Origin of the sequence: Paraburkholderia kirstenboschensis (assembly GCF_904848585.1) — a bacterium.
GTDB classification, from domain to species: domain Bacteria; phylum Pseudomonadota; class Gammaproteobacteria; order Burkholderiales; family Burkholderiaceae; genus Paraburkholderia; species Paraburkholderia kirstenboschensis.
This window is the reverse complement of record NZ_CAJHCR010000024.1, coordinates 1-18560: the sequence shown is the minus strand read 5'-3', so window position 1 is coordinate 18560 and position 18560 is coordinate 1. Positions and strand designations below refer to the sequence as shown.

At 60.1% G+C, this 18560-nt stretch carries 19 protein-coding genes and 4 pseudogenes; 11 read left to right on the top strand and 12 right to left on the bottom strand.

From position 1 onward, the window contains the following. Positions 1-134: 134 nt before the first annotated feature. Positions 135-1550, bottom strand: coding sequence for a transposase (locus JMY24_RS34390; protein ID WP_128595136.1), 1416 nt, complete (start codon positions 1548-1550; stop codon positions 135-137). Positions 1551-1772: 222 nt separating this feature from the next. On the opposite strand from JMY24_RS34390, the gene JMY24_RS34385 reads away from it, so the two are divergent. From JMY24_RS34385 to JMY24_RS34375, 3 genes are all read left to right on the top strand, one after another. Continuing rightward, complete coding sequence (locus JMY24_RS34385) at positions 1773-2153, top strand: DUF2946 domain-containing protein (protein ID WP_128595135.1); 381 nt, start codon at positions 1773-1775, stop codon at positions 2151-2153. Positions 2154-2254: 101 nt separating this feature from the next. Next, positions 2255-3151, top strand: a complete 897-nt coding sequence (locus JMY24_RS34380; protein WP_193425094.1) for a hypothetical protein — start codon at positions 2255-2257, stop codon at positions 3149-3151. Positions 3152-3165: 14 nt separating this feature from the next. Next, a complete protein-coding gene (locus JMY24_RS34375) occupies positions 3166-3546 on the top strand; it encodes a copper resistance CopC family protein (protein ID WP_128595134.1) in 381 nt (126 codons plus the stop codon). 46 nt (positions 3547-3592) lie between these two features. Here JMY24_RS34375 and JMY24_RS34370 read toward each other — a convergent pair. The 8 genes and pseudogenes from JMY24_RS34370 to JMY24_RS34335 all read right to left on the bottom strand — a co-directional run. Beyond that, a pseudogene (locus tag JMY24_RS34370) lies at positions 3593-4187 on the bottom strand (site-specific integrase); the annotation flags it as partial. After that, positions 4186-4347: a DUF1016 N-terminal domain-containing protein gene (locus JMY24_RS34365; RefSeq protein ID WP_201703749.1), complete on the bottom strand. Its 162-nt coding sequence runs from the start codon at positions 4345-4347 to the stop codon at positions 4186-4188. The pseudogene JMY24_RS34370 and the gene JMY24_RS34365, both read right to left, overlap by 2 nt. 49 nt (positions 4348-4396) lie before the next feature. Beyond that, on the bottom strand, positions 4397-4735 hold the full coding sequence (locus JMY24_RS34360; RefSeq protein WP_268960842.1) for an HU family DNA-binding protein: 339 nt from the start codon (positions 4733-4735) through the stop codon (positions 4397-4399). A gap of 189 nt (positions 4736-4924) precedes the next feature. After that, a complete protein-coding gene (locus tag JMY24_RS34355; protein ID WP_027803158.1) occupies positions 4925-5371 on the bottom strand; it encodes an SET domain-containing protein in 447 nt (148 codons plus the stop codon). Positions 5372-5445: 74 nt separating this feature from the next. Further along, the gene (locus JMY24_RS34350; RefSeq protein WP_236597661.1) at positions 5446-5694 is read right to left on the bottom strand and encodes a hypothetical protein; all 249 of its coding nucleotides are present in this window, start codon (positions 5692-5694) and stop codon (positions 5446-5448) included. Between the two features lie 413 nt (positions 5695-6107). Further along, positions 6108-6672 (bottom strand): annotated as a pseudogene (locus tag JMY24_RS34345) (IS6 family transposase); the annotation flags it as partial. 17 nt (positions 6673-6689) lie between these two features. After that, a complete protein-coding gene (locus tag JMY24_RS34340; RefSeq protein WP_236597660.1) occupies positions 6690-7154 on the bottom strand; it encodes a class I SAM-dependent methyltransferase in 465 nt (154 codons plus the stop codon). A 239-nt stretch (positions 7155-7393) separates the two neighbouring features. After that, the gene (locus JMY24_RS34335; protein WP_201703747.1) at positions 7394-7702 is read right to left on the bottom strand and encodes a hypothetical protein; all 309 of its coding nucleotides are present in this window, start codon (positions 7700-7702) and stop codon (positions 7394-7396) included. Between the two features lie 110 nt (positions 7703-7812). Between JMY24_RS34335 and JMY24_RS34330 the strand changes: the two are divergent. Further along, positions 7813-8064 (top strand): annotated as a pseudogene (locus JMY24_RS34330) (hopanoid biosynthesis associated radical SAM protein HpnJ); the annotation flags it as partial. A gap of 441 nt (positions 8065-8505) precedes the next feature. Here the strand turns inward: JMY24_RS34330 and JMY24_RS34325 are convergent. Further along, positions 8506-8688, bottom strand: coding sequence for a hypothetical protein (locus JMY24_RS34325; RefSeq protein WP_236597659.1), 183 nt, complete (start codon positions 8686-8688; stop codon positions 8506-8508). Positions 8689-8964: 276 nt separating this feature from the next. Between JMY24_RS34325 and JMY24_RS38795 the strand changes: the two genes are divergently transcribed. From JMY24_RS38795 to JMY24_RS34305, 5 genes are all read left to right on the top strand, one after another. Beyond that, positions 8965-9240: a response regulator gene (locus JMY24_RS38795; protein WP_236597658.1), complete on the top strand. Its 276-nt coding sequence runs from the start codon at positions 8965-8967 to the stop codon at positions 9238-9240. A 230-nt stretch (positions 9241-9470) separates the two neighbouring features. Beyond that, complete coding sequence (locus JMY24_RS34315; RefSeq protein WP_236597657.1) at positions 9471-9680, top strand: chemotaxis protein CheB; 210 nt, start codon at positions 9471-9473, stop codon at positions 9678-9680. A 102-nt stretch (positions 9681-9782) separates the two neighbouring features. Continuing rightward, a complete protein-coding gene (locus JMY24_RS39460) occupies positions 9783-10193 on the top strand; it encodes an EAL domain-containing protein (protein ID WP_279387590.1) in 411 nt (136 codons plus the stop codon). An 8-nt stretch (positions 10194-10201) separates the two neighbouring features. Continuing rightward, positions 10202-10777, top strand: a complete 576-nt coding sequence (locus JMY24_RS34310; protein WP_413231291.1) for an EAL domain-containing protein — start codon at positions 10202-10204, stop codon at positions 10775-10777. Further along, positions 10774-12684 carry a diguanylate cyclase domain-containing protein gene (locus JMY24_RS34305; protein ID WP_201703745.1) on the top strand — a complete coding sequence of 637 codons (1911 nt, stop codon included), beginning with the start codon at positions 10774-10776 and terminating at the stop codon, positions 12682-12684. Before JMY24_RS34310 ends, JMY24_RS34305 begins: the two co-directional genes overlap by 4 nt. Positions 12685-12698: 14 nt before the next feature. Here JMY24_RS34305 and JMY24_RS34300 read toward each other — a convergent pair whose 3' ends face one another. Further along, the gene (locus JMY24_RS34300) at positions 12699-14150 is read right to left on the bottom strand and encodes an aminotransferase-like domain-containing protein (RefSeq protein WP_128597295.1); all 1452 of its coding nucleotides are present in this window, start codon (positions 14148-14150) and stop codon (positions 12699-12701) included. Positions 14151-14396: 246 nt separating this feature from the next. Here JMY24_RS34300 and JMY24_RS34295 point away from each other — a divergent pair, with 246 nt between their 5' ends. After that, positions 14397-15953: an EAL domain-containing protein gene (locus JMY24_RS34295; RefSeq protein ID WP_128597294.1), complete on the top strand. Its 1557-nt coding sequence runs from the start codon at positions 14397-14399 to the stop codon at positions 15951-15953. 65 nt (positions 15954-16018) lie between these two features. Continuing rightward, complete coding sequence (locus JMY24_RS34290) at positions 16019-17470, top strand: aminotransferase-like domain-containing protein (protein WP_128597293.1); 1452 nt, start codon at positions 16019-16021, stop codon at positions 17468-17470. A gap of 265 nt (positions 17471-17735) precedes the next feature. Here JMY24_RS34290 and JMY24_RS34285 read toward each other — a convergent pair. Next, positions 17736-18303: pseudogene (locus JMY24_RS34285) on the bottom strand (phosphate-starvation-inducible PsiE family protein). Between the last annotated feature and the right edge of the window lie 257 nt (positions 18304-18560).

The following is an 18560-nucleotide window of genomic DNA, read 5'->3' as shown; positions in this document are numbered from 1 at the left end:
AATGACCGTTAAGTAAATGATTGTGTTGAAAAAGTCTTGTTTTGGCTCGAAGCGCTGAAGTCCGCGGCACGTTTTCGAGTTGTGGTGATCGGCGAAGCGGCAAACTTGAACGAGGCAACGATCCCCGTTGCCCGTCATGCGACTGCCTGGTTCATCTGCTTGCTTCCTGGCACTAGCCGCTTGGCCATTCTTCGCAGATTTTGCGCAGTTGCTGCCATCAGAAACTCATCATGGGCACCGCTTGGACCGCGCAGTCGCAGACGGTCCAGTTTCAAGATACGTTTGAGATGGGCGAAGAGCATTTCCACCTTCTTTCGCTCACGACAAGATTGATTGTATTCAGGCGTGTTCGCAATACGTCTCGTTTTGTCACGCGCAGCTTCATGGATGCTTCGAGCAATCTTGCGGAATGGTGTATTCGGGCAGCAGCGATCCTTCATCGAACAGTTCTCGCAGTCAAACTGGCTTGCCCGATAGATTATCGTGTCAGCCTTCGTGACTCGCGAGCGCGGATTTCTGAACTTGCGCCGATCACTGCGTAGTGCGTGCCCGGTGGGGCAGCGATATTCATTGGCCAGTTCATCCCATTTGAACTCGATGCTGGACAATGTATTGTCCTTGCGTGCGGTTTTATCCCAGACCGGAACATGTGGTGCAATTTCCTTCTCTTCGATCATCCAGGCAAGCATCGCCGCTGAGCCATACGCGGTGTCGCCTGCAAGACGTCGAGGTTTGAGATCATGCCGCCGCTCAACGCGGTCAATCATCGTCCTGGTTGATTCCACTTCGTGCGACCGGTTCGCGGGCGTCGCCTCGACGTCCACGATGATCCCTGCCTGCAGGTCAATCAGATAGTTGGTCGAGTAGGCGAAGAACGGCAAGCCACCCTTCGCGGCTGTCCAGCTCGCGGCGGGATCCGTCAGAGATACCCTCTTTGGCGGCTTCGATGTCTCTGCCTTCTCCGCCACTTCGGTGCTTGCCGGATTCGCTTCTTCCAATGCTTCCAGATACTCCCGCACTGCACGGCTTTGGCCCTTAACGCAACCCCAGTCGATGGGCTCAGAACCCGGAACACCGCGTACAGAGCTCGCATCGGCTCTGATGATGCTCGCGTCAATCGCGAATCCTTCACCCTTTACGAGCCCTTCGGACATGCATCGACCCACTACCGACTCGAACACATGGCGTAGCACATCGCTATCGCGGAAGCGACCGTGGCGGTTCTTGGAGAATGTCGAGTGTTCCGGTACGGCGTCCTCCAGGCTCAGGCGGCAGAACAATCGATACGCCAGATTCAGATGCACCTCTTCGCATAGCCTGCGCTCTGACCGGATGCCGAAACAGTAGCCGACGATCAACATGCGGATCATGAGCTCCGGATCAATCGATGGCCGTCCCATCGGACTGTAGTACGGCGCGAGATGCCGGCGTAGATCACTCAGATCCAGGAAGTGATCAATGCCTCTCAACAGGTGCTCGCGAGGGACGTGGTTATCGAGGTTGAACGAGTAGAAAAGTTTGTCCTGTCCGCTGCCCAGTTGACCCATCATGACGAATCACTCCCGTCGATCGATGTCTTCCAGGATACCGAACAATCCGCGCGTCGACAGACTTTTTCAACACCATCCATTCCGACAGCTGCCAGCCGCACTTCGATTCAACAGAAGCGGGAATCGCCCCATCGACAAACGGTGGCCACTCTCTACGCGCCTTGAACACGTCGTGCCATAATCGCGCATCATGACGACAGTGTCGCTCCGCCCACCTGACCCATGCTCGCGCGCTTCCATCTGAAGACTGGCAGCCTTTTGGGATTGTTTGCGATCCTGATGGTGATTTTCGCACCTGGGGTGTCTCAGATGCTCGCTTCGGGTCGTGATGCGACAGCTCTTCCGGCCTCGCTTTGCTCCACGCAATCAACGCCAGACGACGCGCCGAATGACCAGGACGCTTCCCATTCCCTGGCTTCCCACGGGCAGGCTTGCGGCTACTGCAACCTCCTTGCCCACATGCCGGCGATGCCAGGCGTTCAACCCACTTTTGCCATCACGGTCTGGACAATCCAGCATCGCATTGCAACCCGCTTCGAGCGCGTTCGGCGCGTCCTGTCATTCACCGCTGCGCAGCCCCGCGCCCCTCCAGTCTCATCCTGATTTGAGTCTACCGACGCGATGCATTCGCGCATCGCAGTCTGTCGCACGTCTGTTTCCGGAGATGCGACGACGCTACAACGATCTCAAACAAAGGATGAACCGTGCACACCATTTCAACGCGCGGTGGCAAACCGCTGCTCACGGCAGCAATCATCTCGGCCGCCACGAGCTCACTTCTGCTAATCCCCTCGCTCGCGGCAGCTCACGCTATTGCAGGCGACCGCGTCTTTCCGGCGACCATGGCAGTGGATGACCCCGGTGTAGGCGACGAAGCAAATCTTGTGTATGGCCACCAGCGCGTCCCCGGCGACGATGGCGATCAGAGCATCAATACTTTTAATTTCGAGTACGACAAGCTGATCACACCGAGACTGGCACTATCGGTCGACGGATCGTATGTGATGCAAAACAACCCGACCGCCCGGGGCTTCAATAATTTCGGTGTCGGCCTGAAATATTTGCTGTACGTCAACGACGCGCACGAGTTCATGACGTCCGTCGGCGTCAATGCCGAGTTTGGCGGCACGGGAAGCCGCGCGATTGCCGACAACTTTTCCACCATCTCGCCGACCATCTATGCCGGCAAGGGCATGGGAGACCTGCCCGATTCCCTGGCATACCTGCGCCCGATCGCGATTACCGCCGAAGCCGCACCCGCCCTGACTACGGGCGCGGGACAGCCTAATGCGTTCAACTACGGCTTCACGTTCCAGTACAGCCTGCCCTATCTGCAGCAGCATGTACGTGATCTCGGTTTGCCTCAACCGCTCTCGAACATCATTCCCATCGTCGAGGTTCCGTTGTCGAGAAGCCAGGGACAGACGACTGGCACGGTCAATCCTGGCTTTATCTGGATCAACCGCTATGGTCAATTCGGTGTCGAAGCGCAGATCCCGGTGAACCGCGCGAGCGGCTCGCACGTAGGCATTCTCGTGCAGGCCCACATTTTCTTTGACGATGTCGCGCCCAGGACGCTTGGCAAACCGCTGTTCCAGTGACAAAGGAGTTCATGATGAACCGGAATCAAGGCCCTTGGAAACGGGCCATCGCGAGCGTGGCCGGGTTCTCCGCCGGGCTTGTTCTCGCCAGCACTGCGTTTGCGCACGTGTTCCCGCAGAAGCAGGAACCGGGAGCCGGCGCGAGCGTTGCAGCACCGTCGCAGGTGAAGATCACCTTCGACGGGCCGCTGGAGCCAGCATTTTCGTCGGTCACGGTCACCAACGCCGTCGGAGTGCAGGTCAACGCCGCTAAGTCCGCGGTCGATGCGCAACAGCCGGACTTGATCACCGTTGCGCTGCCTCCCTTGCAGGCCGGGCGCTATGCCGTGCACTGGGTGGCAGTCGCCGTGGACGGGCATCGCACCCACGGCGATTACACGTTCGAAGTAAAGTAAGCGTCGGTGGCATCGCGGCATGTCGAGTTCTACGTCGTGCGGTTACCTACCGCACGACCTTTAGAGCGTTGATGGAGGTTGTCGCAATCGAGGCATCGCGCAGGTTATCCCGCCCGGTCGTCAGTTCCGCCCCGCGGGCAAGTGCATGGGAGGCGTGCGTATGCCTCATCCAGTGCGGGCTTGCGCGTCGCAGCTTCTCCGCGGCCGTCGGATCGTTGGAGCCGATGGCATCGGCGGCTCGATCAAAAAAGCGCCGCATTACGTTCCGCAACCGGGTTCTGGTAATGGAGCACCCGCTCGCCCTCGCTGAAGCCGCGCGAGGTGTCGAGCGGCGTGACTCGCGTGCGGCCTCGTACCTTGATGCCGGCAAGGAGGTTGGCAAGCACGTACCGCTGTTCGATCAGTCAGTGAAACAGTGCACCGACCACCGAAAGCGCATACGCGGTCCAACGCACCGACAGGTTACCGGCCAACGGTCTCCAGTCGCGGGCGGTGCGCGGCCACGGCGGCCCGATCTAGCGTTCTCGCGGGGTCGGGCGGCGCAGAAATGCGCGGTACGCAATCGCGTCTTCGGTGGTCAGCGACGACAGCGCCCGTCCACGTTCAAGGATCGCCCACAGGATCAGGCGTTCCGCCTCTTTATTCGGCGACGTGAAGCCCGCTCTTGTCCAGTTCGAGCAGTTCAATCTGCCAGTACAGCAGGGGCAGCTCGGCGTTCACGGCTGCTGCCGTGCTCTCACGTGCCGAATCGATCAGGACCCGAACTTCGTTGGGCAATGGTGCGAGCGTGAGCCCGCTCATGCGAGGCACGCTCCGGCCACCGGCGGAAGAGAAGGCGTCACCACACCATTCACGCTGCGTTCACTGCATTCTTGAACGCCTTGCCTGCCGTGAATTTCACGGTGGTTGCCGCGGCAATCTGCATCTCCGCGCCGGTGGCGGGATTACGACCCATCCGTGCGGCGCGCGCTCCGGTCGCAAAGGTACCGAAACCGACCAGTTGCACAGTATCGCCTTTCGCGACCGCGCTCGTCACCGCCCCGATGAGTGCATCGACCGCGCCTGCGACTGCCACCTTGCTGTTTCCGGTGGCGGCGGCCACGGCATCAACGAGTTCCTGCTTGTTCATGGTTTCGTTTCCTTTGAAACGGGCACTGCGACCGCATTGCCCAGTGTGATTGAGAAAGATACGTTACCGGAGCCGGCGCTGGACGGCAAACCGGGCGCGACTTTCCGGATTGCCCTACATTTCCTCCGCAGTGCGGAGACAATCTTCACGTCGGCCCTATCAGTTTCAAAACAACTACCCGGCCAGGCTTCCGGGAGTGCCCCATTTCACACCGCTAGCGCTGAGGTCTCCCGCGTCTGGCGCAAGCCGCTATCCGCTCGTCAGATCCAGCATCGAACCGGTACACCTCTTCGCGCCGCACCGACACACATAGTCGGCGGCCAACTCGGGCGTGATCGCCTCACCGATCGTGAGTCTATAGGCGATAAAGAGCTCGTCGCCCGCCTTCACGTTTCTGATCGTCTCGATGAAAACCCGTCCCCGCCCGTCCTCGATCGCCTCGCAGTTCGGCTGGCAGGAGTGGTTCAGCCAGCGGGCGCTGTTGCCCCCGACGCTGCCGTCAATCACGCGACCGTCAGCCAGCCCGAAGATGAAGGTGTGACCGGGCACGCCGGAGCGCCGGTACCGCGCAGAGGCCCGCCGCCACGAAGTGACCTCACCATGATATTCGAAGATCCGCTGGCCGGCGGGAATCGCCTGTAGTGCGAAGACGCCGCGGCCATGCACCGATGATTTCCTGACTGTCACGCGCCTCACTTCTCGCTCCGGGTCTATGTTGGAGGGTGGGAGCATATCGACCAGCCGCTTGCGCGGCAACCGGTACCGACGCCTCAGAACAGGCTGATCTGCCGGGAGTCTCGCGGCGGGGGCCGGGACACGTCGGTCCGGCCGGTTTGCCGATGTTTAACGCTCCTTTTTCCGATTCGCTGTAGCCGCGCCAGCATCAGGCATTCGCCTGCGCCATCGTTGAAGCGCAGCTCGAACACGCCGGTTTCGCCGGGCGGACATGGCGCGGTTGCGCGGAACGACAGGCGCACACCCCGCCGTTTCGCGCGGGCCATCATCTGCGTGCGGCTCATGCCTGGCCAGCAATCCGACACGAAGCACGTCACTGTCCCGGGCAGGGACTCATGCGCGACGCCCTGGGGAAGCGTCAATCCAGTGAGCAGGTAAGATCAGCCATGCAGCCCATTTCCCTGGTGGCAGGTACCTTTGCGTTTATACCGCTTTCTTGCGACGCCTGGCTGGGCTGGCGGTCGGTACGACCCGGGACGAACGGGTCGAACGTGATGTCTCCCGGACAGCAGCGGGGACAGCGGACTGCCTGTCTTCCCGCGCACGCGCTTCCGCTTCACGCAGCGTCATCACCTCCGTCTGCAGCCGGCCATTCTCGACCTGAACGGCTTCCAGGCGCCCCTGCAGCACGCCCGCCTGATGACGCGCGTCACCCAGCTGCGCCCGCATGGTTTCAGATACACGGCGCTGGTCGTCACTTCAAGCCCAGCATCGGTCGGGTGATGCGTTTGATGGCCCAATGGTCCTGCTCGACCACGTTATTTAGGTACTTGACTTGACGAATCGTGATGGGCGTCTCTCGCTCGGCGTTCACCGCGTGCAGCGCAGCCAGATTAGAGCCGCTTTTATCAATGGTTACCGTCGCGGGTACACCGTTCTGAGCGATCGATTTTTCAAAGCCGCCCCGCGCTGCCACCTTGTCGCGCGTCGCTCTGAACAGGAAATCGATGGTTTGGGCCGCCTTGTCCACCGCCGGGAGAGGTACTTCCACTGGCCTTTGACTTTGATATACGTTTCGTCCATCCGCCACCTGTCGCCTACCGGCTGCTTGCGCTTACGGAACGTCTTCTCGAACAACGGCACCAACTTGATCCCCCAACGATGCACCGTGGAATGATCAACCTCAATACCGCGCTCGGCCATCATTTTCCGGGATTTCGCAAACTCAGTGAGTAGGCGACGTACCACCGCACGCATAGCAACATCACATCGAGCGGATAGTGAAGGCGCTTTAGCACTCGCAGTGTTTGGGTCTTCTTCATCGGCCAGCCAAAGCATATTAGTCAGGCTCGAATACTACCCTCTCCCGCCTTAACGCGACAAAACCCCTGCACGATGGGATGTGGCCGTGCGTCCCGTCTGGACTGAGCTCAAACCCGGCCCTCAACCGGACCGGCTGACACAAGTCTTCTGGAGTCCTGATGTAATAGAGTACTTCGTTAAAGACGATGACGTCGAACAGCTGTGAAGTCTTGAACGCGGTGCCATCGGCTACAGCGAACTCCGCTCCCTGGATGTTCGACTGGCGCGCCTTCTCGATGGCGGCTTCCGACAGGTCGATACCGAGGTAACTGGATATTGCGGCACCCGAAAGCCAGCGTGCAAGGATGCCCGTGCCGCACCCAACGTCCAGAACGCGGGCCGCCGGTTTGAAGTGCAGGCAATAGCCCACGATCACGCTGTACCGGCCGACTTCCTTTGGTAGTGGAAAGAAAATCCCAAGCTCCGGAATCGTACTCGTCATTCCATGTCTTATCCGAGATCGAGGCGTTGTGAGGCGGTAGAAACATAGCCTTGATTGCAACCGGCATGAGCTTATGAATAGGCCATTCCAGAGTCTTTTTAAGTAATCGTGCAGTGCTTACAAACGCGTTAGCATTGAACAAAGCTACCTCCTTCCAGAAATCAACATCAACAAGGCAGATGCAGAATATCCGAATTGATGTCATGGGCAAGTGCCTATCAATGGTCGCAGAAACCATGCTAACGGGTGGAAAGTACATGCATCGATGACGCTCCTTGATAGGGCGTGCTGTGGCGGACAAATGGCGGAAAGCCACTTCCCGGCGTGGCGCGATTGCCAATTGGACCAAAGGCGGCGTTGCCCGGCGCGCTCGCATCGATATTCTTGCCGAGCGCGTAGTTGCCGGTGAGATCATGCGCGACGTTTGCCAGGTAGGTCAGCGAATTGACCAGCTTATATGCGGTGATCTGCGTAATTTGGCTACTGAGTGCGGCGGGCCTCCACGCCGGGTTGCTCATTTGTGCGACGGCAACGTACCTGTCGTCCATGTCGTGGCGAGTGCTGAGCGCGTCCGTGCTTTTTGATCAGTCGAGCGCCCCGTGGTCGGCGACCCTGCCGCGGCTGTCTACGCCGGTTGCATCGGCGCGCAAGCACGGATTGGCTCGCCCAGCCCGCTGCGCTGATCGAGGATTGCCGCCTCGTGGATGCTCCCGCGGATGGCCTGTCGCTGGAAACGACCCTTGACATTGCGCAGCAATACGAACTGCTCATCATTCATACGAGCTCTCCGTCGTTCCAGAGCGACGTTCAATTCGCGGAACATTTGAAACGGCGTAAGCCCACGATACTCATCGGAATGGTCGGCGCAAAAGCAGCCGTTGATCCTCACGGCTCACTCACCGCGAGCGATGTACAACGGATTGCAGCTCGCAGCCTTACGACTTCCTACCGACTTTTACCCGGTTCAGATGAATGCAAGAAGTTGATCCACGTTACCTGTTTAACCGGGGGCCTGCATGAGCCTGAAGCAGACGGAGGGTTCGCCTCTGCATGTCCAGACACTAACACCACTCGCCGGAGATCGCGCCTAAGCCCGGTATCAATGTGCGCCACGCCAGGCGCATCGAACGTGGCACGGCACCTCCATCCAAGAAGCCCGGTCGCCTGATATAACACTTGGCCGGCGATCGCTGCCACCGCTCGTAGAGAGGAAGCCGCCCCGGTAACGTTCGTGAAGCGTATCGCGCTACCGGCGATCACATCTGGTGGCCGCCAAGGCGCCCGGCGATCACTTAGTGCAGCTCGAACATGGCGACCTTCAGGTCGCCATTCTGCACGAGAGCGCGGTCGGTCAGGATAAGGTCTCTCTCGAACTGATCAGCTTGACCAGCCGCTCGGTTTCGCGGGTAAGCCGGAGAACGTCGGCGCAAAGCGGATCGGGATACCGGCCTCTGCAATACCGGTTGAGCTCGTTGATCAGAACCGTCCAGCGGTGGTCCAGCTGACTCACGGTTTCCTGACAGATCCGTTCCATGGCGCGCTTCCATTAAGGTGGCAGTTACTGTTCTAGCAGAACCGACGGGTCATCCGCTGGGCAGTTTCGGACACAATATACCTTTACTTTCACAGGCGCTTTTTTTAAAACTGGGCTCCGGCCCCTGACGTCGGTTTTCCCTGAGAGGCAACCAGGCACGGGAGAGTCGGCGACACGGGCGTACTGGAGTCGCTTTTTATGAAATCATCAAAATTATTCCATCGGGCGCCCCGGCCATGGACTGGACGACGGGTCTAAATCGACGACGGAGCCCGCTTGCGCGTCCTCGTCGTCGACGACAACCACAATGCGGCCCTTGCGCTGGCCGCCTATCTGTCGCTGGAGGACCTGGAGTCCCGCGCTGTCTTCGGCGGCAGCGACGCGATTGACCTGGGAACCTCATGGGCGCCGCATGTCATCCTGATGGACATTTCGATGCTGCATTGCAACGGCTATGAGGCTGCACGCGCGCTGCGGGGGGACCCGCGTACCAGTGGAATTGCGATCATTATGTGCAGAAAGGCTGGCCGCCAGGCCAGCTGGTCGGACTGATCACACTGCTTGCCGGTGACGGTGCGTCCATGCGCCCCTTGGTACAGGACAGGCCAGTTTCCGGCTACATCTGACTGCCGGTGACGCCCGACTGTCATGCCGGGTGGGCGCCCGACTGCCAGCAGGAAGTTTGAGCGGCGAGCCGCCTCTCACCGTTCTTTCCCAGCGCTGTCGCGAAAAACAGGCGTAAGTTTTGCTCTGAATGTTCATCGGTAACTCAGAGTAAAGACATGAAAAAGATGTCGGATGCGCGGGATATCGTGGTGGTCGCGGCGTCGCTTGGCGGTCTGCAGGCACTCAGAAAAATCATGTCCTCGTTGCCTGCCGATCTGCCGGCAAGCGTCTTCGTTGTCATGCAAGGCACGGCACGGCGTGAGAATGATTCCGGCGTGCAGCCAAGCCTACCTGACAGAGTTGCCGCGCCGACTTACTGTGTGTAGCTGCGGATCTGATACGCATGTTCTGACGCGTAACTGCTACTCGTTTTGGAAGCGCAGTCAGGTCATAGTTCGCAACTCAGATAACCGTGCGACAACAACCTCATGCGATTTTTGCAACGCTACACAGCACGAATACGCCGGCTGCGACCCGTATTCGACGAGCGTCTTGACGCGGCGGTGACTGTCGCCGTTGCGTCGAGCCTGGCTGGCTTCCTCGCGGCCAACCTGTTCGCATCTCGCGACGCCGTTTTTCTGGCTATCGCACTATTTGCTTGCGGCGCAGTTGTGTACGTTGGTTACCGGGTTCGCCCAAAAGCAAGATTGCGGCGCGCGGCGCGCATCGGTCTTCGCCGTGGGGAGTTCCATGTCGTCTATCAGCCCATTGTGGACATGCGCACGCGACACTGCGTGGGCGTAGAAGCTCTGCTCCGGTGGGGTCATCCAAAGTTCGGAGCCGGGGGCCCGGGCAGTTCATTGGAGAGCTCGAAGGCACGCATCTGCTCGGCGCGTTGACCTGTTTCGTGCTGCGCGAGGCACATAGCGCACTGACCCAGTTGCCGTTCCCTCAGCACTGGCATATATCGGTAAATATCTGCGCGCGGCATCTGATGGAGGACCGCTTCGTCGAGGATATCTGTGAGTCCGCCGGTCCGATGCTGGAGCGCCTCGTTCTGGAACTCACCGAGCGCAGCTGCGTCGAGCGTACGACGCGGGTTGTCACGGCGCTTAACCAGTTGAGGCAACGCGACGTACGCCTGTCACTCGACGATTTCGGCACCGGCTTCAGTAATTTTGACTTACTCGCGGACTTCCGGTTCGATTACGTGAAGGTAGACCGGCGTTTTCTAGCCATGCGCGGCGAAGCGCGCATCCAGTTTCTGAAGTCGGTAGCCGCGTTAGTGCATACACATGGTGCGAAAATTGTCGTGGAAGGCGTCGAGAGCGCTGCCGAACACGATGTGGTACAGCGCTCGGGAATCGACCTGGCGCAGGGTTACTGGTTTGGGAAGCCGATGGCAATCGATCAGCTCCGGGCACTTGCGTCGGCGTCGATAAACACATTACAAGATGGCACCGGAACGGAGCTTAAAGCGTGAAAGACCAATGCATCATGGATGCGGAGCAGCCACAACCAGCCAGCGTGGCCCTGCCCACAGGAAGCAACGACGATCAGTACTTTGAGCGCGTGACACGGATCGCCGCGCGCGCGCTGAATTTGCCAATGTCCGTCGTATGTCTTGACACACTGGACCAGCCAGAAGTCATAGGCGCAAGCGGGTGCGAACGGGACGTCGTATTTCATGTGGAGACCTACTATAGCCGGACGCTCCAATGCGAGGAACCGTTCGTCGTCAGGGATACGTTGTCCGCTGCGGGGCTTGCGCAGGAGCGACTGCCAACCAGCGAATCGGGGATCCGCTTTTTCGCAGGCATTGCGCTGCGTCTGCCGTGCGGCAAACCCATCGGTGCGCTATGTGTGATGCATTCGATGCCACGGCGCTTCACGCGCCAGCAGCGTCAGATGCTGGTAGACCTGGGGCAAATGGTCGAGCACGAAGTTGGCCTGCGCAAGCTGGACAGCCCTGATCGCTTGCAGGTGCTTCAGGCGATCGACCGGCTTCAGACCCAGCATGCGCTTTACGTCGAGACGTTCCATCGGACTCCGGTCGCTATCGCGCATATCGGAAGGGACTGGGAGTGGCGGCACATGAATGATGCCTGCGTGAAATTCTTCGCCCACTCGCGCGCTCCGCTGAGGAAAACGAACATACTCGATCTGCTGGATGCGAGCGACCGGGCCAGGCTTGAACAGGCCGTGCAGGGACTTAATCGTGGCCGCGGGGTCGAGATCCTGACACTCGACGTAACGTTCCGGTTGCGCAACAAGCACAGTAAGCCAGCGCGAGTGCAGGTGGCACTGAAGCAGACGACGTCGATGCGCGACGGAGGCTGGCTGTTTGTCATTCACGATACCCAGGCGGAGCAACGGGAAAAAACCGCACGCGATGCGCGGGAGGCTGCGTTGCAACGGGGAGCCCATGAGGCCTCGGAAGGTCTGCGCAGGGCGCATGAGCAACTGACGACCGCCGAGCGACAATTGGGAGCCACGCGCGTAGATTTGCGCGCCATCGCTGACAATCTGCCGGTGCTGGTCGCTTATGTCGACGGTGAGCGACGTTATCGCTTCGCCAACTCAACCTATCGCGAGTGGTTTGGGTTGGACCCGGACGAGATCGTGGGACGGCTCACCCATGAGGTTCTCGACGCTGGCTATTTTGCTGCCATCGAGCCGTACGTCCAACGCGCGCTCAACGGCGAAAGGGTCGAGTACGAGGTTGGAGCGACGCTTAACGGGAGTCAACGTGTCCTGCGTGGTGTGCTGGTGCCGCGTCGCGTTCACGATCAGTCGGCCGATGGGTACTACCTGCTGGTGCAGGATGTGACAGAGCGAAGGGCGTTGCTCGATCGCCTGCGGCATCAGGCATTCCACGACGCGCTGACCGGCCTGCCGAACAGACGCTCGTTCCTCGAGAGGCTGGATGAGGCATGCGCAGCAGGCGGTGACGGTGTGGCTGCCATCATGTTTATCGACCTGGACGGCTTCAAGGCTGTCAACGATAAATACGGGCATCAGTGCGGCGACAAAGTACTGGTTGAAGTTGCGCGCCGGATCAGCCGCTGCGTGCGTGGCGAGGATCTGGTTGCGCGTCATGCCGGGGATGAGTTCACGGTGCTGCTGACCGGCCCTGCAATCGATCGTGCTGCACTGGAGAAGATTGCACGCGCAATCCTGCTGACACTGAGCCAGCCCATGACGTTCGGGGCAAAGATCGTCCAGTTATCGGCGAGTATCGGCATGCTACCGCGCGACCAGGCAGCGTCGTTGAGTAGCGAAGCCCTGTTACGCGCGGCTGACGCCGCAATGTATCGTGCGAAAGTCGCGGGCAAGGCGCGTATTGTCGTGCACGAGCCTCACGATTCACCGGCCGGCATGCCCGGTTGAGATCGACGCCCGCATCATGCGGGCCGAACCGGACCGGCCAGCTTTGCGCCGCAGCGTGATTCATCGGCGCACAGGGCGCCTAGTGTCGCGGCCGCTTTATCGAACTGAGCCGACCACGGGTATCCATAGTTCAGACGCACACGGTGGCGAAAAGCGCCATCCGCAGAGAAGATAGGTCCGGGCGCGACGCTGATGCCACTGCTGAGCGCAGCCTGAAAGAACTGTAGCGAATCTATGTGGTCCGGTAGCGCTACCCATGTGAAATAACCGCCGTCAGACCTGGTCGCCGTCGTATTGGCCGGGAAGTACCGGCTGATCGCCTCGAGCATCTGCGATTGTTGATGGGCCAACTCGCGACGTAGTTTGTGCAGGAAACGTTCATAGCCGCCGTGCCGCAGATAGTCGGCGATTGCTCGCTGCGCCGGTACGCTGGCCGAGAGCGTGCTCATCCATTTTGCACGTTCCAGCCCGCCCGCGAACCTTCCCGCTGCCGCCCAGCCGATACGATATCCGGGCGCAAGGCACTTCGCGAACGATCCACAATGGATGACAAGTCCATTCCGGTCAAAGAATTTGGCCGGACGCACCGGGTCCGGGCCAAAGTGCAGCTCATTGTAGACGTCATCCTCGATGAGCGGCACGTCGTGTCTGGCGAGCAGGTCAACCAGCGCCTGCTTCCTCGAATCGCGCAGCGTCACCCCGGTCGGATTGTGGAACGTGGTCATGAACCAGCAGGCCCGAACCGGAAGTTGCTGCAGTGCCCGCGCGAGCGCATCCAGATCATGACCCTCCACCGGGTCGACAGGAATCTGCACTACGTTCAGCCTCAGACGCTCGATAGCCTGCAGCGCTGCATAGAACGTCGGCTTTTCGATCGCGATCACATCGCCTGGATCGGCGAGCAACTGGGCGCCTAGCGTCAGGGCTTCGAGTGTACCGCTCGTAATGATGATCTCGTCGACGGGCACCGTCATCCCCGCCATCAGGTACCGCAATGAAATCAGTTTCCGCAAGTCTTCGTGTCCCGGCGGCAGTGAGTCAACCATCGTCGCCAGGTCCGTTGAGCGATTAGCCGTCGCACACGACTTTCCCACCCGTGCCATCGGAAACAGCATCGGGCTCATGAACGCTGAACCGAGTGGGACGGTCTGGGGCTGCCTGATCGTCTTGAGGACCTCAAAGACAAGGTCGCTGATATTGACGGTCTTCGGGTCGGTACCTAGCGAGGTTTCGGGGCTTTGCCGCGGTAATTCTCTGGAAGCCGACGACACGAAATAGCCGGAACGCGCGCGCGCCTTGATCATGCCCCGGTTTTCGAGCAGGTAGTAGGCGCGAAATACCGTCGAGGGGCTCACGCCCCATGCCTTGCACGCCGCGCGAACCGAAGGAATACGCGCGCCGGGTGGCAGATCGCCGCGCTTGATGAGCCCACTGAGTTGGTCGGCTAACCGCTCGTACCGTTTCAACTTGTGCTCCTCACAGAGAACACCATTGCGGGCGTCGGATCCGCCCCGCTAGCACTTACACCTACCTTAGAAGATAGCCACTTTTCAATCTGATACGGCTTTTCTTTTGCAATCTGCTTCTATTGCGGACGCACACACGCTGGCAAAGTGCGGCGCAGACCGGTTCCACTTCTTCCGATGTTTCGCGTACGCGTAGCGGTCCGATCGATAACGATTACCACGCCGAATTCTTTTATCGATAAATCAATGGCACTTGGGTTCCCGGTATCAACTATCAGGCTCAGCGCCTTCATCGCGCTCCGTCGCGCCTCAAGACAAGGGTTGGCAGTCGTCCTGATCATCTGCACAGGCACTTCACTCGCTCTTGCAGATCCGGCCAGCACCGGTTCCACTCGCATCCTTACGTTTGAACGCGACGTCTGGCAACCATTGACGGACTGGCTTGCTGGTCCACCAGTGCCCCCGATTCGCTTCGGCTCCGCCTGCGCGTCCATTGCGCAGTTGCCCGTTGCTCCCGCAGCCCTTGCCGGACCGGTCGCAGGCCCGATGCCCGTGCTGACTAACACCTGCGATTCGCTAGACAACATGCGTGCCGATGCCATCGGCACCGCTGCTGCAACGGCCAGTTCGGGGCCAGGCGTTGTGACGCTGCTCAGGGAACTGCGGTGGCAAATCAGCAACCACGCGGCGGCAGTACGAAGCGGCTTCCTGGCGTCTGACGCAGTAGCCGGTATCGCGTCGCGGGTCGACCGTGCGGAGCAGTCGCCGGAACCACCAGCGATGTCGACCCCGGATTGCTCATTGGGTAGGAGTTGTGAAACGCAAGCGATCTCGCCTTCGATCGGCACCGACACACCCGCTTCGGTGCGGCCTTCGGCGAGCATTGCTACGCAGCGTCCCTCGGTATGGACAATACTGGGCTTTGTATGGTGGCCGATCCTGGTGGCGGTCCTGATCGCTATTGTCGGCTGGGCCCTCAAAAGGTGGCTTCGCTACGACAAGTCGCTCGTGCGTGCGGCGCGTGCTGGGCTGCGTCGCGGCGAGTTCCATGTGGAGTACGAACCCGTCGTTCGCGTCGGGCAGGCCAGGTGCGTCGGCGTCGAAGCGTTGTTGCGATGGGACAACGAGAAGTACGGCGCGCTGGGCCCCGCACACTATATGGAGTTCATTGAGAACAGTAGTTTGATCGCACCGATGACGCGATTCGTCCTGTCGCGTGCCGCTGAGGAGCTGCGGGAAATCGGCGTTCCGAAATCGCTCTACCTGGGCGTTACCGCTCCTGCTTCTTACCTGGTAAGTTCCGCGTTCATCGCAGACCTGGGCGACGTTGGCTCCCTCGGTCTTCCGCCGCTAATACTAAAGATCGGGGCAGGCAGCGCGAAGAAGTTCAAAAAGCGTCTCATCCCGATGATGGCGCAGGCGCGTGATAAAGGAATGCGTTTTGCCCTGTCGGCCGTGCGTTCCCCTGACGTCGGAGATGAACTGTCGGCAGACATGACCTTTGAGATGGTGAAGATTGACAGGGACGTGCTGGGGATGGGTCCCGATGAGCGCGCCAGACAGCTCAGTGCGATGACGAGCATGGGCCACGAGATGGGCGCCGTGGTTGTGGTCGAAGGCATTGAGAACTCCGCACATCACAACGCCGCGCGGGCGAGCCGCGCCGAGTTTGGTCAAGGGTTCTTCTATAGCCGTGCACTCGGCGCCAGCCGGCTGAAGGCATTTCTCGAGACCGCCAACGCCCCGTCCTCACAGCCGGCGGGAGCTGCAACCGTGCTCGGCTGGCGGGTTCGAAATTTCTAGATGAGGCGTTCCACCCGCAACCGGAGCAAGCCAGGACAGCTCTATTTAATTAGCATGACATAATAATGAAGCGCTATTTCCAACTGGCGGCAGAGTTCGAAAACCTGATTGCGAACGGTACGCTTGAGCCCGGTGTGCGGCTCCCGTCGGTGCGCCAGGCGAGCAGTTCGTACCGCGTGAGCCCTTCAACCGTTTTCCAGGCTTACTACACTCTCGAACGACGGGGCCTGATCGTAGCGAGGCCTCGGTCGGGCTATTTCATCGCAAGTCGGCCTGCGCCAACGAAATCACTAGCGATTGTTTCGAAGCGCAGTATCGACGAGGCTGATGGCGACAGCCTGATTATCCGCTTCATGAGGGCTGAACGTCTATGCGCGCATCCGGGGCTCGGCTCTTCAGAGCCAAGTGCCCTGCTGTTCCCCTTTGGCCGGATCTCCCGCTCGTTGACTGCGGCAATCCGGAGGATGGCGAGTTCCCGGAATGCCTTGTCCGCGGGAAAGGCGGAAGCAGATCTGCGTCGCCAGATCGCCCTGCGCTACATTGTCACAGGTGTGTCCGTTCCGATCGATGAGGTTGTTGTGACGAGTGGCGCGCTCGATGCACTGGTACTCTGTCTGCAGGTTCTGACGCGGCCTGGCGACACCATCGCAATAGAACGGCCCACTTTCCATGCTGTGCAAGATGCGGTGCAGCGCCTGCATCTGAAGGCGGTGGAAATCCCTGTCGATCCACACCGTGGACTCGACCTCGGCGTACTGGCGGAGGCGTTGCGGCAGCATCCAGTACGGGCTTGCTGGTTTATGACGACGCTGCATCAGCCTACCGGCGCGACGCTCTCCGATGAACGGAAGGAGGCGCTCGTAAGGCTGCTGGCAAAACATGGCGTGCCGCTCATCGAGGACGACGTATTCCGCGAACTGCATTTTGGCTTGACGCCAGCATATCCGGCAAAGCGTTTTGATTCTCACGGCCTCGTGCTGCACTGCGGTTCGTTTTCGAAGAGCCTTGCGCCTGGACTGCGCCTCGGCTGGGTAGCGGCGGGGCGATACGCGGCGAGAGTTGAGCACGCGCGTTGGCTGACGATGGCCCCAGCATCTGTGCCCGTACAATGCGCCATTGCCGATTACCTTGAGCATGGGGACTACGACCGGCTTCTGCGCAAACTGCGCCGCGAACTGGCGTCCCTTCAGACCCGCATGGTGGCCGCGGTCGTCAGGTACTTCCCCAAAGGGACACTGGTGGTCCGGCCGCCGGGCGGATTCTTTCTGTGGGTGGAACTTCCAGAAGGAGTCGAGGCAGTGCAGTTGTTCGAGATGGCGGAAGCGCACGAGATCGCGATAGCACCCGGTGCAATCTTTTCATGCAGCCGCGAATTCCGCCGTCACATCCGGCTTAACTATGGCCGTCCATGGACCCCGGACGTTGAAAAGGAGATGCACACTTTGGGCATGCTGGTGAGGCGGGCAATGGCTGAGCAACGGACAGCCCGGCATACCAAGCGCGAAGGAGCGGAATAAATAGCAGACGAGGAGCCATGTTTGAAGGCGATGCCAGCTGGAACAGGGAGGATCCAAAGCGGTCTGTGGCCTGCGTCTCGCGGGAGTCGGCCGAGGGACTGTGGAAACGGTTTTCGTATGGCTGGAAACGAACTCGCCAGTCCGGGCACACGCTAACGTAGGCGCTGGGGTGCAACCGGAGACGGCGTGACTTCGCGTGACCATCGACGCCGTCCGCTCCATTCACGCTTACGCTGCCATCACGTGACGAGCGTGGGGAGTCGGGTCAATTGTCGCGCTGGCCGCCTTCGCCAGGCCGTACCCCTTGCTGTCGCTGCGCGTGCGCCACGCGATCGCGCTCCGCTTGCACGGCGGCCGTGGCGTCGACCGGGTCGTCACGCTGCCGCATCACCCAGTACACGTTCCCCAGCGCTACGAGCGCAAAAAGCAAGCGCCGCGATCTGGGCGGGCGCACTGGCCGGATCGAGAATGATGACTCTGCGGGCGATAGCCAGCAGCGCAACCAGAAGCACCGTTTTGACCTGCACGATGTGATCGCGCCGCGCCATCACGCGCGTAATTGAATGTTTGAATTCCATAGCGATCAGCAGCGTCATGACCATGCCGAAGATGGTCTGATATACCGCGTGATCCAGCGGGTTCAGCGCGTCCGAAACCAGCAATGAAATCACGGCGCCAATCAACTGCCGCAGCGACACGAGAACGATGATAGAAATCACGACGCTCAGCACATGCGCGACAAGCTGCTCGACTCGTTGATAAAGGGTGAGCATGTCCCACCGCAGACGCAACGCATCGAGATCCTTGCGCAGCCAGCTTTTCTTTGTTTCCATGATTTGGCTCCCGGGCGGCCGTCGCTGCGCCGCGAACGCACCACGCGCGTGCAGGGATTGCATAGGCGCCGTGCACAGTTCATTCGACGGTCGCGTAACGCACACGCTTCGGTCCTTCGCGTTTGCGCGGGTTCTTTGCGGATAGCTTGTGGGAGCAAAGTAGTAGTGTCGTACCTGAGCAAAGTACAGATGTCGTACCCCAAGGGTCTGTAGCGCATGCTGGTGCGGTTTTCCCGCCTGTGGAGACCGCCATGACG

What these genes read in the sequence shown, in the direction of transcription:
- JMY24_RS34290 (WP_128597293.1), top strand. Translation starts at nt 16,019, where the DNA reads ATGAAGCGCTATTTCCAACTGGCGGCAGAGTTCGAAAACCTGATTGCG.
- JMY24_RS34375 (WP_128595134.1), top strand. Translation starts at nt 3,166, where the DNA reads ATGAACCGGAATCAAGGCCCTTGGAAACGGGCCATCGCGAGCGTGGCC.
- JMY24_RS34315 (WP_236597657.1), top strand. Translation starts at nt 9,471, where the DNA reads ATGAAAAAGATGTCGGATGCGCGGGATATCGTGGTGGTCGCGGCGTCG.
- JMY24_RS34295 (WP_128597294.1), top strand. Translation starts at nt 14,397, where the DNA reads ATGGCACTTGGGTTCCCGGTATCAACTATCAGGCTCAGCGCCTTCATC.
- JMY24_RS34335 (WP_201703747.1), bottom strand. Translation starts at nt 7,702, where the DNA reads ATGGACGACAGGTACGTTGCCGTCGCACAAATGAGCAACCCGGCGTGG.
- JMY24_RS34350 (WP_236597661.1), bottom strand. Translation starts at nt 5,694, where the DNA reads ATGAGCCGCACGCAGATGATGGCCCGCGCGAAACGGCGGGGTGTGCGC.
- JMY24_RS34385 (WP_128595135.1), top strand. Translation starts at nt 1,773, where the DNA reads ATGCTCGCGCGCTTCCATCTGAAGACTGGCAGCCTTTTGGGATTGTTT.
- JMY24_RS34390 (WP_128595136.1), bottom strand. Translation starts at nt 1,550, where the DNA reads ATGATGGGTCAACTGGGCAGCGGACAGGACAAACTTTTCTACTCGTTC.
- JMY24_RS34365 (WP_201703749.1), bottom strand. Translation starts at nt 4,347, where the DNA reads ATGAGCGGGCTCACGCTCGCACCATTGCCCAACGAAGTTCGGGTCCTG.
- JMY24_RS34325 (WP_236597659.1), bottom strand. Translation starts at nt 8,688, where the DNA reads ATGGAACGGATCTGTCAGGAAACCGTGAGTCAGCTGGACCACCGCTGG.
- JMY24_RS39460 (WP_279387590.1), top strand. Translation starts at nt 9,783, where the DNA reads ATGCGATTTTTGCAACGCTACACAGCACGAATACGCCGGCTGCGACCC.
- JMY24_RS34340 (WP_236597660.1), bottom strand. Translation starts at nt 7,154, where the DNA reads ATGACGAGTACGATTCCGGAGCTTGGGATTTTCTTTCCACTACCAAAG.